Source organism: Cupriavidus malaysiensis (assembly GCF_001854325.1).
Lineage (GTDB): Bacteria > Pseudomonadota > Gammaproteobacteria > Burkholderiales > Burkholderiaceae > Cupriavidus > Cupriavidus malaysiensis.
In genome coordinates this window covers 1,119,266-1,133,400 of sequence record NZ_CP017755.1, presented here as the reverse complement: position 1 = coordinate 1,133,400, position 14,135 = coordinate 1,119,266, and the positions used below count along the sequence as shown (strand labels likewise).

The 14,135-nt window shown below is 69.9% G+C and carries 14 protein-coding genes and 1 pseudogene; 7 read left to right on the top strand and 8 right to left on the bottom strand.

All coding sequences use genetic code 11. The features are described 5' to 3' along the window. Positions 1-25: 25 nt before the first annotated feature. The gene (locus tag BKK80_RS24665) at positions 26-847 is read left to right on the top strand and encodes a MetQ/NlpA family ABC transporter substrate-binding protein (RefSeq protein ID WP_071021271.1); all 822 of its coding nucleotides are present in this window, start codon (positions 26-28) and stop codon (positions 845-847) included. An 86-nt stretch (positions 848-933) separates the two neighbouring features. Here the strand turns inward: BKK80_RS24665 and BKK80_RS24660 are convergent, their stop codons facing one another. The 3 genes from BKK80_RS24660 to BKK80_RS24650 all read right to left on the bottom strand — a co-directional run bounded on the left by BKK80_RS24660 (position 934) and on the right by BKK80_RS24650 (position 3,242). Continuing rightward, positions 934-1,344, bottom strand: coding sequence for a RidA family protein (locus BKK80_RS24660; protein WP_071021274.1), 411 nt, complete (start codon positions 1,342-1,344; stop codon positions 934-936). Beyond that, positions 1,334-2,479 (bottom strand): DSD1 family PLP-dependent enzyme, encoded by a 1,146-nt coding sequence (locus tag BKK80_RS24655; RefSeq protein WP_071073281.1) that lies wholly within the window; start codon positions 2,477-2,479, stop codon positions 1,334-1,336. Before BKK80_RS24655 ends, BKK80_RS24660 begins: the two co-directional genes overlap by 11 nt. Positions 2,480-2,573: 94 nt before the next feature. Further along, positions 2,574-3,242, bottom strand: a complete 669-nt coding sequence (locus BKK80_RS24650) for an HAD family hydrolase (RefSeq protein ID WP_236903953.1) — start codon at positions 3,240-3,242, stop codon at positions 2,574-2,576. A 218-nt stretch (positions 3,243-3,460) separates the two neighbouring features. Here BKK80_RS24650 and BKK80_RS24645 point away from each other — a divergent pair, with 218 nt between their 5' ends. Further along, positions 3,461-4,453, top strand: a complete 993-nt coding sequence (locus tag BKK80_RS24645; protein WP_071021277.1) for a LysR family transcriptional regulator — start codon at positions 3,461-3,463, stop codon at positions 4,451-4,453. Here BKK80_RS24645 and BKK80_RS24640 read toward each other — a convergent pair. Beyond that, a complete protein-coding gene (locus tag BKK80_RS24640; protein ID WP_071071683.1) occupies positions 4,417-5,244 on the bottom strand; it encodes a helix-turn-helix domain-containing protein in 828 nt (275 codons plus the stop codon). The two genes, BKK80_RS24645 and BKK80_RS24640, sit on opposite strands and share 37 nt — an antisense overlap. Positions 5,245-5,261: 17 nt before the next feature. Then, complete coding sequence (locus tag BKK80_RS24635) at positions 5,262-5,726, bottom strand: NuoB/complex I 20 kDa subunit family protein (protein ID WP_071021283.1); 465 nt, start codon at positions 5,724-5,726, stop codon at positions 5,262-5,264. Between the two features lie 358 nt (positions 5,727-6,084). On the opposite strand from BKK80_RS24635, the gene fabV reads away from it, so the two are divergent. Continuing rightward, a complete protein-coding gene (fabV, locus tag BKK80_RS24630; protein WP_071071681.1) occupies positions 6,085-7,275 on the top strand; it encodes an enoyl-ACP reductase FabV in 1,191 nt (396 codons plus the stop codon). On the opposite strand, the gene BKK80_RS24625 is transcribed toward fabV, so the two are convergent. Continuing rightward, positions 7,241-8,245, bottom strand: coding sequence for a LysR family transcriptional regulator (locus BKK80_RS24625; protein ID WP_071071679.1), 1,005 nt, complete (start codon positions 8,243-8,245; stop codon positions 7,241-7,243). The genes fabV and BKK80_RS24625 overlap by 35 nt on opposite strands. 295 nt (positions 8,246-8,540) lie before the next feature. Between BKK80_RS24625 and BKK80_RS36680 the strand changes: the two are divergent. Together BKK80_RS36680 and BKK80_RS24615 are read left to right on the top strand one after the other, a co-directional pair. After that, positions 8,541-8,711, top strand: a pseudogene (locus tag BKK80_RS36680) (serine hydrolase); the annotation flags it as partial. Continuing rightward, positions 8,708-9,970: an MFS transporter gene (locus BKK80_RS24615; protein ID WP_071071675.1), complete on the top strand. Its 1,263-nt coding sequence runs from the start codon at positions 8,708-8,710 to the stop codon at positions 9,968-9,970. The pseudogene BKK80_RS36680 and the gene BKK80_RS24615, both read left to right, overlap by 4 nt. 167 nt (positions 9,971-10,137) lie before the next feature. Here BKK80_RS24615 and BKK80_RS24610 read toward each other — a convergent pair whose 3' ends face one another. Both BKK80_RS24610 and BKK80_RS24605 read right to left on the bottom strand, forming a co-directional pair. After that, positions 10,138-12,375: an NADP-dependent isocitrate dehydrogenase gene (locus BKK80_RS24610; RefSeq protein ID WP_071021290.1), complete on the bottom strand. Its 2,238-nt coding sequence runs from the start codon at positions 12,373-12,375 to the stop codon at positions 10,138-10,140. A 356-nt stretch (positions 12,376-12,731) separates the two neighbouring features. After that, positions 12,732-13,115, bottom strand: a complete 384-nt coding sequence (locus BKK80_RS24605) for an antibiotic biosynthesis monooxygenase family protein (RefSeq protein ID WP_071021292.1) — start codon at positions 13,113-13,115, stop codon at positions 12,732-12,734. A gap of 181 nt (positions 13,116-13,296) precedes the next feature. Here BKK80_RS24605 and BKK80_RS36675 point away from each other — a divergent pair, with 181 nt between their 5' ends. Both BKK80_RS36675 and BKK80_RS24600 read left to right on the top strand, forming a co-directional pair. Then, a complete protein-coding gene (locus BKK80_RS36675; protein WP_157903333.1) occupies positions 13,297-13,440 on the top strand; it encodes a hypothetical protein in 144 nt (47 codons plus the stop codon). Between the two features lie 164 nt (positions 13,441-13,604). Continuing rightward, the gene (locus tag BKK80_RS24600) at positions 13,605-14,126 is read left to right on the top strand and encodes a hypothetical protein (protein ID WP_071021295.1); all 522 of its coding nucleotides are present in this window, start codon (positions 13,605-13,607) and stop codon (positions 14,124-14,126) included. Positions 14,127-14,135: the final 9 nt, after the last annotated feature.

The following is a 14,135-nucleotide window of genomic DNA, read 5'->3' as shown; positions in this document are numbered from 1 at the left end:
AGAACATTCAGGGGAGCAGCAGCATATGGCATCCGGCATCGCAAAACGGCTCGTGGCCGCGGCACTGGCAATCGGCGCACTGGGCATCATGCACACGGCGGGCGCGGCCGATCCGGACAAGAAGGAAATCCGCTTCGGCGCCACCGCCGGCCCGTACTCGGACCAGATCCGCTACGGCATCAAGCCCATCCTGGAAAAGCAGGGCTACAAGGTCACCATCGTCGAGTTCAGCGACTACGTGCAGCCGAACCTGGCGCTGGCCGACAGCGCCATCGACGCCAATGCCTTCCAGCACGTGGCTTACCTGAAGAAGTTCTCCGCCGACCGCAAGCTGCAGCTCTCCGACGTGGTCCAGGTACCGACCGCGCCGATCGGCATCTACAGCCGCAAGCACAAGTCGCTGGGCGAGGTGAAGAGCGGCGCCAGCGTGTCGCTGCCCAACGACCCGACCAACCTGGCGCGTGCGATCGCCATGCTGCAGCAGTTCGGCTGGATCACGCTGAAGGCCGGCACCGATCCGATCCGCGCCAGCGAGCGTGACATCGAAGGCAACCCGCACAAGCTCAAGCTGATCCAGCTCGAAGCGGCGCAGTTGCCGCGCTCGCTCGATGACGTCGACTACGCCTTCGTCAACGGCAACTTCGCGCTGGCCTCCGGCCTCAAGCTGACCGAGGCCCTGTCGCTGGAAAAGATCCCCGACTACTACATGAACCTGGTGGCGGTGCGTACGGCCGACCTGAACAAGCCCTACGTCAAGGACATCCGCGCGGCGTACCAATCGGCCGAGTTCAAGACCGTGACGCAACAGCGCTTCGCCGGCTTCCTGCCGCCCGCGTACCAGCGCTGAGCGGCCAGGATGGGAAGAAAGCCCGCGCTCCGGCGCGGGCTTTTTTCATCTGCCGCGGTCATCCGCGGCAATCGCCGCCACTCCCCTCAGCTCGCGCCCGGCTCCGGCCCGGCCAAGGCCACCGCTTCCACCTCGACCTTGAGGCCGAAGTGCAGCGGGCCGGTCGGCACCACGGCGCGCGCCGGCCTTGCCGCGCCAGCCCAATCCGCATAGATCGCATTGAACGCCGACCAGTTGGCGACATCGTCGAGATAGACGCGCACCTGCACCAGCAGGCCGACGTCGCTGCCGGCCTGCCGCAGGGCCGCCGCCACATTGGCCAGCACCTGGCGCGCCTGGACCTCGAACGGGGCATCGCCCAGTTTGCACCCGTCCGGCGTGATCGGCAGCTGCCCCGAGACGAAGACGAAGCCGTTGGCGCGTACCGCGTGGCTGTAGTGGCCGCCAGGCGGCGGCAGCGACGGCTGCGGAGTCTTGGAGTCGTGCTCACCAGCCATGGACGCGCTCCCAGCGTTCGGTGGTGCCGTCCGCGCGGCAGGCGCGGTAGGCGGGGAACTGCGCCCCGGTGGCGCAGGCATGGTTGGGCAGGATGCGCAGTACCGTGCCGAGCGGGAAGCGCGCGGCGATATCGCGGTCGGGCTCGCCGCTGCGCGCCAGGATGCCGTGCTCCTGGTTCGCCCCGACCAGCGTATAGCCTTCCAGCACCTGGCCGGCGGCGTCGCACACCTGGCCATAGCCGAAGTCCTGCTTCTGCTTCTGCGTGCCGCGGTCGCGGCTCATCGCCATCCAGCCGGCGTCGACGATGGCCCAGCCCTTCTCCGGCTGGTGGCCGATCACCGTGGTCAGCACGCTCAGCGCGATGTCCTGCTCGCGGCAGACGCCGATATTGCGCATGACGAGATCGAAGAAGACATAGACCCCCGCGCGCACCTCGGTCACGCCGTCGAGCTGACTTGCCGACAAGGCCGTCGGCGTGGAGCCGACGCTGACCACCGGGCACGGCAGCCCGGCCGCGCGCAGCCGCTGCGCCGCCAGCACGCAGGCGGCGCGCTCCTGCTCGGCCATGGCCGCCAGCGCCGCCGGCGTATCGAGGTCGTAGCTGGAGCCGGCGTGCGTCATCACGCCGCCCAGGCGCGCGCCGCCCTCGTGCAGCACGCGCGCCACCTGCAGCAGCGCGGGCTCGTCGGCGCGGATGCCGGAGCGGTGGCCGTCCGAGTCGATCTCGATCCACACCTCGAAAGCCTCGCCATGCGCCGCACCGCAGGCCACGATGGCCTCCGCCGAGGCCACGCTGTCGCACAGGATCTTCAGGTCGCAGCCCTGGCGCCGCAGCGCCAGCGCCTGCGCCAGCTTGCCGGGCACCATGCCGACCGCGTAGAGGATGTCGGCAATGCCCGCGGCGAAGAAGTGCTCGGCCTCCTTCAGCGTCGAGACCGTGATGCCGCGCGCGCCGGCGGCGATCTGCGCCTGCACCACGGGGATGCACTTGCTGGTCTTGGCGTGGGGCCGGAAGGCCACGCCCAGCGCGTCCATGCGCTGCTGCATGCGGGAGATGTTGTGCTGCATGCGGTCCAGGTCGATCACCGCGGCGGGTGTCTCGGCCTGGGCCAGCGAGGCCGGGAGCGGGTCCATATCGTCTGTGTTGACCATGTTGGTGATGGGAATGACGGGAATCGTGTGGCGGGTGCCGGGGCGATGCCTCGGCGGCAATCAGGTGGCGGGACGATCAGTCCTGCCCGCCGCGCAGCCAGGCCAGCGCCGGCGCCAGCGTGGCCGCCTGCGCCGCGGGCGCGGGCGCGCCCTCCGGCAGGGCCAGGCCGACGCGGTTGTGCCAGAAGGTGCGCAGGCCGACGGCGGCGGTGCCGAACAGGTCGTAGCCGGAGCCGGCGACGAAGGCCGCCTGGTGCGCCGCCACGCCGAGACGCTGCAGCGCGAGCCGGTAGGGACGCGGGTCGGGCTTGTAGAAGCCGGCCGTCTCCGAGGTGACGACCGTGTCGCAGTCGATGCCGAGGCGCGTGGCGGCACGCTGCCCCAGGCGCTCCGAGCAGTTGGTGACGACCGCCAGCCGGCAGTGCGGGCGCAGGGCCTGCAGCAGTTCACGCGCGCCATCCCACGGCGTCAGCGTGTCCCAGGCGGCTTCCAGCGCCAGCGGCGCCGCAGCGGGCAGGCCGACCTCGGCGGCGGCTTCGCGCACGAGCTGCTCATAGCCCACATAGGCGCCGCAGCCATAGGTGCGGCGCAGGTAGGCCGCGCGCCACGCCCTGCCCTGCGCCACGGAACCGGCGGCGGCATTCCACACGGTCCAGGAGTCGAGCAGGGCCGTGAGCAGGTCGAACAGGACGGCGCGCGGCCACGCCGGCGCCTGCGGTTGAGCGAGAGTTGCCATGGTGTCCATGCGGTCGTGCTCCTGGGGCTGTGGTGATGGCTATGGTGATGGCTGTGGTCTTGCTTGTGGCTGCGGTCGTCCCGGCAGGGCCCGCCGCAATGCCCGGGCGCGCCGCCACTCGACCTCGCAGCGCCGCGCTGGCGGTGCGCCGCGGACGGACCACAGTGTAGGAAGCTCCCGCCGTTTCGTGGTTAAATGCAGGAACATCAATCGTTAAACCCAGCTTAATGATCCAGATCGAGGACCTGCGCCTGGTCGAGGCCCTGGCGCAAGCGCCATCGCTCAGCGCCGCGGCGCGCGCGCTCAATGTGACGCCGCCGGCGTTGTCGATCCGGCTGCGCAAGCTGGAAGCCACCCTGGGGCTGACGCTGGCGACCCGGACCGCGCGCCGCCTGAGCCTCACGCCGGAAGGCGAGCGCTTCGCCGAGCAAGGCGCCGCGCTGCTGGCGCAGCTCGAGGCGCTGCCGGAATCGTTCCAGCGCGAAGACCAGCGCCTGACCGGCACGCTGCGCATCGCCGCGCCGTTCGGCTACGGGCGGCGGCATGTGGCGCCGCTGCTGGCGCAGTTCGCGCGCCAGCATCCGGGCCTGCGCCTGCAGCTCGACCTGCGCGAGACGCCCTGGCCGGACCGCCACGACTCCGACGCGGTGATCCACGTCGGAAAGGTGCGCGATTCCTCCTGGATCGCGCGCACGCTGGCAGCGAACGAACGCTGGCTGTGCGCGAGCCCGGCCTACCTGCGCGCGCACGGCACGCCGGCCGAGCCGCGCGACCTGCTGGCGCACGCCTGCATCTGCATCCGCGAAAACGACGAGGACAACACGCTCTGGCACTACCGGCTGGCGCCACCGGATGGGAAGGCGGCGGCCGCGGCCAGGCGCACGCGCGCCGCACCACGCCAAGCGTTACGCATTGCGCCCGCCTACACCACCAACGACGGCGCGGTCGCGCGCGCCTGGGCAGAGGCCGGACTGGGACTGGTGCTGCGATCGGAATGGGATGTGAGCGAAGCGATCGCGGCCGGCACCCTGGTGCGCGTGCTGCCCGGCTGGCAGTTCGACAGCGCCCCGGTGATGCTGCTGGTGCCGGGCCGGCGTGGCCGCACCGCGCGCGTGCGCGCGCTGCTGGCCTTCTTCGAGGCAGCGACCGCCGTCCGGCCCGGCCAGGCCGCGCCGCGGCGCGCTCAGCCCAGCAGCAGGCGGCGCTCCCCTTCGCCGTAGCGGAACATCGACAACGCCGGCCCGCCGCCGCCGCGCGCGGCGGCCGCCACCTCGCGCGCCGAGAGCCCGGCGAAGCGGCGCATGTCGCGCGCCATCTGTGCCTGGTCGTAGTACCCGCAATCCAGCGCCGCCGCACCCAGGCCGTGCGTCGCCGTGCCGGCGAGCAGACCCCCGAGCATGCGGCCATAACGCAGCAAGGCACGCAGTTCCCGCTGGGAGGCGCCGAAGGTCTGGCGGAACAGGCGTTCCGCCTGGCGCGGGCTGCGGCCCGTGCCGGCCGCCACCGCGGCGATCGGCATGGCGATGGCCGCGGGCGGCAGCCACAGGTCGCCGCCGCGCCGGCGTGGCGGGCGTGCCGTGCGCGCCAGCAGCCAATCCTCCAGCGCCGTCACCGCGCCGGCCATGGTGCCGTGCCGCCGCACCGCCTGCACCAGCGCATCCGCTTCGGCCTGCGGCAGGAAGGCGGCCAGTTCGCCCGCCTCGTCCATCTCTGGCAGGCCGCCCGGCACCAGCACGCGCGGCAGCGCCCCCGGACGGAACAGGGCGGTGACGAAGGCGGTGCCCGGCAGCATGCTCGCCCAGCGCGCCCGCCCCTGCGGGCCGGCCAGCAAGCTGTGCGCGAAGGCCCGGCCGTCCTCGTGGATCGAGGCGCCGCAGAGGAAGACGGTCAGCGACGGGCTCGGCGTGGCCGGGAACAGCATCGGGCCGTGGCGCCCGGCCTCCGTGAAGATGCCGCTCACCAGGCCGCGCAGCGCGGACCGGGGTGCCAGCAGGCGATCGGCCTCAGCCATGCCGCCCGTCCCGGCACTCAGCGGCGCGCCAGCGCCGCGGGCGCGCCGCCAGCCGCCCGCCGGCCCACCTTGCGTTGCAGTTGCAGCAGTCCATAGAGCAAGGCCTCCGCCGTCGGCGGGCAGCCCGGCACGTAGACGTCGACCGGGACGATGCGGTCGCATCCGCGCACCACCGAATAGCTGTAGTGATAGTAGCCGCCACCATTGGCGCAGGATCCCATCGAAAGCACATAGCGCGGCTCGGCCATCTGGTCATAGACCTTGCGCATGGCCGGCGCCATCTTGTTGGTCAGTGTGCCCGCCACGATCATCAGGTCGCAGTGGCGCGGCGAGGCACGCGGAATCATGCCGAAGCGGTCCATATCATAGCGGGCGCTGGCGGCATGCATCATCTCGACCGCGCAGCAGGCCAGCCCGAAGGACAGGTACCACAAGCTGTTGCGCTGCGCTGCGGCGAGCACGCCGTCGAGGCGGGTCAGCACGAAGCCATCGCGTTCGAGGGAAAAGGGCGAGGAAGCAGCAGGGGAAGCGGCAGGAGAAGCGGAGGGAGAGGCGGAGGAAGAGGCGGAGGAAGAAGCAGCAGGATCGGCCATGGCTATGCGTGAGAGGAATGCGGGGAATCCGGCCCGGCGGACCAGGCGCGGTCATGGCGATACGGTAGCGGGTGCGGCCGCCGCCGGCTTGTATCGAAGCGACATGCGCGCCACGGGCGAGCCGGGGCTGCGCGCGGCCTCGCCTGGCCCTGACGACGGGGCCAGGGCCGGCCTCCTTTACAATGCACGGGTTTTTTCGCCGGCATGCCGCTGGCGCAGCACCCAACAAGCGACTAGCGAGGCTTCCATGATCATCAAACCCCGCGTACGCGGCTTCATCTGCGTGAGCACCCACCCCGTCGGCTGCGAGGCCAACGTGCAGGAACAGATCGCCTACGTCAAGGCGAGCGGCCCCATCGCCGGCGGCCCGAAGAAGGTCCTGGTGATCGGCGCATCGACCGGCTACGGCCTGGCCGCGCGCATCACGGCGGCCTTCGGCTGCGGCGCCGACACGCTCGGCGTGTTCTTCGAGCGCGCCGGCAGCGCGGGCAAGCCCGGCACGGCCGGCTGGTACAACACCGCCGCCTTCGACAAGTTCGCCACCGCCGAGGGCCGCTATGCCAAGAGCATCAACGGTGACGCCTTCTCCGACGAGATCAAGCAGCAGACCATCGAGCTGATCCGCCGCGATCTCGGCCAGGTCGACCTGGTGGTCTACAGCCTGGCGTCGCCGCGCCGCACCCATCCGAAGACCGGTACCGTCTACAGCTCCACCCTCAAGCCGGTGGGCAAGTCCGTCACCCTGCGCGGCATCAACACCGACAAGGAGGTGGTCAAGGAAACCGTGCTGGAGCCGGCCACCCAGCAGGAGATCGACGACACCGTGGCGGTCATGGGCGGCGAGGACTGGCAGATGTGGATCGACGCGCTCGACGAGGCCGGCGTGCTGGCCGACGGCGCCAAGACCACGGCCTTCACCTACCTGGGCGAGCAGATCACCCACGACATCTACTGGAACGGCTCCATCGGCGCCGCCAAGAAGGACCTCGACCAGAAGGTGCTCGGCATCCGCGCCCGCCTCGCGCCGCGCGGCGGCGACGCGCGCGTGGCAGTGCTCAAGGCGGTGGTCACGCAGGCCAGCTCGGCCATCCCGATGATGGCGCTCTACCTGTCGCTGCTGCTCAAGGTGATGAAGGAAAAGGGCACGCACGAAGGCTGCATCGAGCAGGTCTACCGCCTGCTCAAGGACAGCCTGTACGGCAGCCAGCCGCTGCTGGACGAGGAGGGCCGCCTGCGCGCCGATGACAAGGAGCTGGCCGCCGACGTGCAGGCGCAGGTGCAGCAACTGTGGAACGCGGTGCGCGACGACAACCTGTACACGCTGACCGACTTCGCCGGCTACAAGACCGAGTTCCTGCGCCTGTTCGGCTTCGCCATGGCCGGCGTGGACTACGAGGCCGACGTCAATCCCGAGGTGGCGATCCCGCACCTGGCCTGAGGCGCGCCCGCGCCCTGCCCCCGGCCCGCCGCCGCGGCGTGGCCGGCGCTGGCGGCGGCGCCACGGGAAACACATGCGCGCTCAGGAAGTCGATGAAGGCGCGCAGCTTGGGCGCCGGCTGGCGGCTGGCCGGCCACAGCACGCGGAAGGTGCCGCTGCCGGCCACATATTCGTCCAGCACGGTGCGCAGGCGGCCGTCGGCGAGCGGCTCGCGCATGGCGAACTCCGGCAGGGAGGCGATGCCCAGGCCCTGGAGCGCGAAGCACAGCCGCGTCTCGATGTTGTTGCAGATCATGGTGGCGGGCAGCTGCAGTTCCTGCGCGGGCACACCCGGCCGCCACGGCCAGATCTCCAGCTTGCCGGAATTGGGAAAGCGGTATTGCAGGCAGCGGTGCCGCAGCAGGTCCTGCGGGTGCCTGGGTTCGCCGTGCTCGCGCAGGTAGGCGGGCGAGGCCACCAGCAGTTGCCGGAAGCTGCCCAGGGTGCGCGCCGCCAGCCGCGAATCGGCCGGCTCGCCGGTGCGCACCACGGCATCGAAACCCTCCTCGATCACATCCACCATGCGGTCGGTGAAGTCCAGGTCGAGCTGGACTTCGGGGTACTCCCGCATGAAGCCGGCCAGTACCGGCAGCATCAGCGAACTGACCAGCGGCAGGCTCACGCGCAGGCGCCCGCGCGGCGCGGCGGTGGCATGCGACAGTTCCAGCTCGGCCGCCTCGATCTCCGCCAGGATGCGGCGGCAGCGCTCCAGGAAGAGCGCGCCTTCGGCCGTCAGCGTGATGCTGCGCGTGCTGCGATGGAACAGCCGCACCCCCAGCTTCTCCTCCAGGCGCGCCACGCTCTTGCCCACCGCCGAGGCCGACACGCCCAGCTGCCTGCCCGCCACCACGAAGCTGCGCGCCTCGGCCACCTGCACGAAGACCGCGAAGCCGCCCAGGCTGTCCTTGAGGTTGTCGCTGTGCTCGTCCATGCTCCCGCCTTGCCGGCTGCGAGGCCGCACCGGACGGCCGCCTGCAGCATCGATCGATATTGATTATGCCGGTTGATTGACACCGATTGCGGACATTTTTGTCCGCAGAGCCAGGAACTCTACCCGACTTTTTCTTTAGTCGCCGGCTTTCTATCGTGGCGGCATCGTGAACCGACACAAGGAAACGCCGATGCCGCACCGCCCCGACTCTCTCTCCATTGCCACCGCCCCGCCCTCCCGGCCCGCCTCCGCCCCCATCGCGGCGGCGGGCCGCGACCTGTCCGCGCGCATCGGCGCAGCGGGCAGCTGGCGCTGGGGCGGCGCCGATGGCCATCCGTGGTTCGTCGACCGCGCGCGCGGCCTGAGCGTGGCGGCCTTCACCGGCACCCTGTACGAGGGCAGGTCGGGACGCTTCGCCACGGACCTGCGCGATGCCGTCGATGCCACCGCGGAGGTACGGGCATGAGTTCGCACCTGAACACGCCACCGGCACCCGGGCGCCCGCTCTTCTTCATCGCCCTCGGCCTGTTCGGCCTCTATACCGTCGAGTTCGGCGTGGTCGGTATCCTGCCGGCGATCATGGCGCGTTATGGCGTCACGGTGGCGCAGGCAGGCGCGCTGGTAGGCGTCTTTGCCGCGCTGGTCGCGGTGCTGGGGCCGGCCATGGTGCTGTGGCTGTCGCGCTTCGACCGGCGCCGCGTGCTGGCCGGCGCGCTGCTGGCCTTCAGCCTGTGCAGCGCGCTATCGGCCTGGGCGCCGGACCTGGGCAGCCTGATGGCGCTGCGCGTGCCGGCCGCACTGCTGCACCCGGTCTTCTTCGCCGTCGCCTTCGCCGCCGCCATCTCGCTCTACCCGCCGGCACGCGCGGCGCATGCCACCGCGATGGCCTTCGTCGGCACCAGCATGGGCCTGGTGCTCGGCGTGCCGCTGACCACCTGGGTGGCCGCGCGCTTTTCCTACGAAGCCTCGTTCCTGTGCTGCGCCGTGGTGAACCTGGTGGCCGCCGCCGGCATCTGGCGCGCCCTGCCGTCCGCCGCACCCGCTCCGCCGTCGCCGTCCTCGCCATCCTCGCCGTCTCCCCAGGAGGCACCGGCGGCGCGCGCACCGGCGCCGCTGCGCATCCTGCGCAAGCCCGGCCTGTGGCTCGCCAGCGCGACCACGGTGAGCCTGTTCGCCGCCATGTTCTCCGTGTACAGCTATGCGGCGGAATACCTGGCCCGCGCGACCGGGCTGGGCGGCGAGGCCATCGGCATGCTGCTGCTGGTGTTCGGCGCCGGCGGCGTGCTCGGCAACCTGGTGGCCGGCCGCTGGCTGGAGCGCCGCCGCAACCTTACCGTGCTGCTGCATCCCGTCCTGCTGGCGCTCGCCTATGCGGCGCTGCACGGCTTCGGCTCGCCGCACGCCGCCATCATGGTGCCGCTATGCCTGCTGTGGGGCGCCGCGCATACCAGCGGACTGGTGGTCAGCCAGACCTGGATGGCCGCGGCCGCGCCCGAGGCGCCGGAGTTCGCCACCAGCCTGTTCATCTCGGCCGCCAACCTGGGCGTGGTGCTGGGCGCGGCGGCAGGAGGCCGGATGATCGCCGCCGCCGGCATGGACGGCGCCATCTGGAGCGGCTGGCTGTTTGCCGCCTGCGCGCTGGCCAGCGTCGTGCTGGGGCTGGGCGCGTACCGGCGCCGGCAGCAGCCTGCCGCCGATGCCACCGACGGCCGCCATCCTGCCTGACGGCAGGCCGCTGCCGCGGTCCGGCCGGGGCCGGCAAGGCCGGCCGAACGAGGTCCAGCGCCGCCCGAAAAAAAACGCCGCAGCCCATCGGGCTGCGGCGTTCCGCTCGATACGCATCACGTGGACGGCCCGCCCCGGCTTGGGGGACGGGCCGCCGGCACGCTGCCTCAGGCCGAAACGGCCGCCAGCGCGTTGTTCAGCGTCTTGCTGGGGCGCATCACGCCTTCCAGCTTGGCGGCATCGGGCATGTAGTAGCCGCCGATGTCCGCCGGCTTGCCCTGCACGTCGGACAGCTCGCCGACGATGGTCTTCTCGTTGGCGGTCAGCGTCTTGGCCAGCTCGGCGAACTTGGCCGCCAGCTCGGCGTCCTCGGTCTGCGCGGCCAGTGCCTGGGCCCAGTACATGGCCAGGTAGAACTGGCTGCCACGGTTGTCCAGCTCACCGGTGCGGCGCGACGGCGACTTGTTGAGGTCCAGCAGCTTGCCGGTGGCTTCGTCCAGGGTCTTGGCCAGGATCTTGGCGCGGGCGTTGTCGTTCTTGATGCCCAGCTCTTCCAGCGACACCGCCAGGGCCAGGAACTCGCCCAGCGAATCCCAGCGCAGGTGGTTCTCCTCGACCAGCTGCTGCACGTGCTTGGGCGCCGAACCGCCGGCGCCGGTTTCGTACATGCCGCCACCGGCCATCAGCGGCACGATCGACAGCATCTTGGCGCTGGTGCCCAGTTCCATGATCGGGAACAGGTCGGTCAGGTAGTCGCGCAGGATGTTGCCGGTCACCGAGATGGTGTCCAGGCCGCGTGCCACGCGTTCCAGCGTGTAGCGCATCGCGCGCACCTGCGACATGATCTGGATATCCAGGCCGCTGGTGTCGTGGTCCTTCAGGTAGGCTTCGACCTTCTTGATCAGCTCGTTCTCATGCGGACGGTACGAGTCGAGCCAGAACACCGCCGGCATGCCCGAGTTGCGCGCGCGCGTGACGGCCAGCTTGACCCAGTCGCGGATCGGCGCGTCCTTGACCTGGCACATGCGCCAGATGTCACCCGCCTCGACGTTCTGCGACAGCAGCACTTCGCCGGTGGCCAGGTCGGTGATGTTGGCGACGCCGTCTTCGGGGATCTCGAAGGTCTTGTCGTGCGAACCGTACTCCTCGGCCTTCTGCGCCATCAGGCCGACGTTCGGCACCGTGCCCATGGTGCGCGGGTCGAAGTTGCCGTGCCACTTGCAGAAGCTGATCATCTCCTGGTAGATGCGGGCGAAGGTCGACTCGGGCATCACGGCCTTGCAGTCATAGGGCTTGCCGTCGGCGCCCCACATCTTGCCGCCCTGGCGGATCATCGCGGGCATGGAGGCATCCACGATCACGTCGTTGGGCGAGTGGAAGTTGGTGATGCCCTTGGCCGAATCGACCATGGCCAGCGCCGGGCGGTGCTCCTGGCAGGCGTGCAGGTCGCGGATGATCTCTTCGTGCTTGGACTCCGGCAGGGTCTTGATCTTCTCGTAGAGATCGACCATGCCGTTGTTGACGTTGATGCCCAGCTCGTCGAACAGCTTGCCGTGCTTCTCGAAGGCTTCCTTGTAGTAGATCTTGACGCAGTGGCCGAACACGATCGGGTGCGAGACCTTCATCATGGTCGCCTTGACGTGCAGCGAGAACAGGATGCCGGCCTGGCGGCAGTCCTCGAGCTGCTGCTCGTAGAACTCGCACAGCGCCTTCTTGCTCATGAACATCGAGTCGATGATCTCGCCGTTCAGCAACGCGACCTTCGGCTTGAGCACGATGGCCTTGCCGCTCTTGGTGACTAGCTCCATCTTGACATCGCGCGCGCGGTCCAGCGTCAGCGACTTCTCGCCATGGTAGAAGTCACCGTGCTCCATGTGCGAGACATGGGTGCGCGACCATTGCTTCCACTCGCCCATCGAATGCGGATGCTTCTTGGCGTAGTTCTTCACCGCCGCCGGCGCGCGGCGGTCGGAGTTGCCTTCGCGCAGGACCGGGTTCACCGCCGAGCCCAGGCACTTCGAGTAGCGCGCCTTGAGTGCCTTCTCTTCGTCGTTCTTGGGCTCGTCCGGCACGTCCGGCAGCTGGTAGCCCTTGCCCTGCAGTTCCTTGACCGCGGCCTTCAGCTGGGCCACCGATGCGCTGATGTTCGGCAGCTTGATGATGTTGGTGTCCGGCAGCAGGGTCATGCGGCCGAGTTCGGCCAGGTTGTCGGGGACGCGCTGCTCTTCGGTCAGGAGTTCGGGGAACTCGCCCAGGATACGGCCGGCCAGCGAGATGTCGCTGGTGGCGACGTTGATGCCGGCCGGTGCCGTGAAGGTGCGGATGATCGGCAGGAAGGCACTGGTCGCCAGCAAGGGTGCTTCGTCGGTCAGCGTGTAAATGATGGTCGGTTGCTGGTCACTCATTGCTTACCTCAAGGTCTGGATCTAAGGGAAAAGCCCCGCCGGCTGGATCGCAGTCGGACAAGTAAATCCGGGATTTTGCCTGATTTTGCTTTCAAATGCCTGAAAACTACTGCATTCATTGCAGTCGCAATACGAATGCACAGAAATGGTGCATCAACTGGGCCTCCGCGCAGGCCTTGGACCCGGGCACAGGAAACGGGCCTTCCTGGCACCAGCAGGACCTAACGCGTGCCCATCCGCACGCAACTGCATACATCCTCGCGCGAAGCCTTTCGATGCCGCACCGCAACATGAAGCAGCCGCGGCCCGGCAAGGCGCGCAAAGGTTGGGGCACGGCACCAGGCCGGCGCCGCGCCTCAGCGAGCCCGGACGGCCTCACCGGCAGGAGCGCCCGCGTCTGCGGCACGCGAGAAACCGTATTCGCGCTCGACCTTGCACACCCGCACGCGGTAGTCCTCGTACCAGCGCTCGCGCCCCAGCCGCTGCGCCAGCTGGTGCTCGCCATGGGCCTTCCAGCCCGCGATGGCCTCCAGCGAGGCCCAGTAGGCCACCGTGATGCCGGGCGCGCCGGCGCTGCCGGCATCGCGCACCGACTCCACGCCGAGGAAGCCCGGCATGGTCGCGGCCAGCTGCTCCATGTGGTCGGCCATGGCGCCGTAGCCCTCGTCGCCCGGCGTGCGGGTGCTGGTGAAGATCACGGCGTAATAGGGAGGAACGGGAGTCTCGGCGGGGAAGGACATGGCGGTCTCGCGGTGAGGACAGCAGAACAACGGTCGGAGCCGCGATCCTACCGCAGCCTGCCGCGGGCGGGACATACCGCAGCCCGCCGCGGGCGGGACAAGCGCCTGTCGCTTATCTTCGGCCCACCTCGCCAGCGGCGCGCCACGCGAGGCCAACGGCCGCCCGACCACGCCCACCGCCATGACACACGACGATCAACGCCGCCGCTTCCTGCGCCCCTTCCTGCGCCGCTCGCTGCAGGCGGGCGCCGCCGCCTCCTCGCTCGCGCTGCTGCCCGCCTCCATCCGCCGGGCGCCGGCGATTCCGGCGCCGACTTCCACCTGATGCGCCCCGCCGACCTGCCCGTGCGGAATAAAGCGCCCTCCGAGCGCGTTATGGCTGGTGGGAACGCGCACACTTGTCGGAGCAGCCGCGCCGTCCCGCAGGTGGACTATGCTGAACGCACGGCCGGACCGTGCGCCGGATCCGGCCGATGCTGGAGGATCGTCATGCCCTTTCGTTTTGCGCCCTGGATCGCCGCGGCCCTGGCCACCGCCGCTGTGAGCGCCTGCGCCACGCTGCAACCCGTGCAGACCGCCGAGAAGATGATCGGCAGCCCGCAAAGTTCCGTGCGCGACACCTTCGGCGCGCCGACCGAGACCTACCAGCTGGCCGACGGCAAGACGCGCTGGATCTACTCCAAGCAGCCGCTCGGCTACGAGGTCTATGCGGCCGACTTCGACGCTGCCGGCAGGCTGGCCGGCTTCCGCCAGATGCTGACGGAACAGGAGATCTACCAGGCGCGCCCGGGCCTGTGGACCAAGCATGATGTGGCCGAGCGCTTCGGCATGCCGCGCGAGCCGATCCAGTACTACCCGCTGATGAAGCGCGAGGCCTGGTCCTACCGCATGTACGTCAGCGGCTACCAGCCGGCGCATTTCAGCGCCTACTTCGACGATCGCGGCATGCTCGACCGCACCATGATCATCGTCGACGCCATCGGCGGCGACAGTCGCGACCACAGCAAGTAGTGGCAGTAG

Coding starts and splice junctions, on each gene's coding strand:
- BKK80_RS24650 (WP_236903953.1), bottom strand. CDS start 3,242: ATGGACACCATGGCAACTCTCGCTCAACCGCAGGCGCCGGCGTGGCCG.
- BKK80_RS24655 (WP_071073281.1), bottom strand. CDS start 2,479: ATGGACCCGCTCCCGGCCTCGCTGGCCCAGGCCGAGACACCCGCCGCG.
- BKK80_RS24605 (WP_071021292.1), bottom strand. CDS start 13,115: ATGTCCTTCCCCGCCGAGACTCCCGTTCCTCCCTATTACGCCGTGATC.
- BKK80_RS24615 (WP_071071675.1), top strand. CDS start 8,708: ATGAGTTCGCACCTGAACACGCCACCGGCACCCGGGCGCCCGCTCTTC.
- fabV (WP_071071681.1), top strand. CDS start 6,085: ATGATCATCAAACCCCGCGTACGCGGCTTCATCTGCGTGAGCACCCAC.
- BKK80_RS24660 (WP_071021274.1), bottom strand. CDS start 1,344: ATGGCTGGTGAGCACGACTCCAAGACTCCGCAGCCGTCGCTGCCGCCG.
- BKK80_RS24600 (WP_071021295.1), top strand. CDS start 13,605: ATGCCCTTTCGTTTTGCGCCCTGGATCGCCGCGGCCCTGGCCACCGCC.
- BKK80_RS24645 (WP_071021277.1), top strand. CDS start 3,461: ATGATCCAGATCGAGGACCTGCGCCTGGTCGAGGCCCTGGCGCAAGCG.
- BKK80_RS24625 (WP_071071679.1), bottom strand. CDS start 8,245: ATGGACGAGCACAGCGACAACCTCAAGGACAGCCTGGGCGGCTTCGCG.
- BKK80_RS24665 (WP_071021271.1), top strand. CDS start 26: ATGGCATCCGGCATCGCAAAACGGCTCGTGGCCGCGGCACTGGCAATC.
- BKK80_RS24610 (WP_071021290.1), bottom strand. CDS start 12,375: ATGAGTGACCAGCAACCGACCATCATTTACACGCTGACCGACGAAGCA.
- BKK80_RS36675 (WP_157903333.1), top strand. CDS start 13,297: ATGACACACGACGATCAACGCCGCCGCTTCCTGCGCCCCTTCCTGCGC.
- BKK80_RS24640 (WP_071071683.1), bottom strand. CDS start 5,244: ATGGCTGAGGCCGATCGCCTGCTGGCACCCCGGTCCGCGCTGCGCGGC.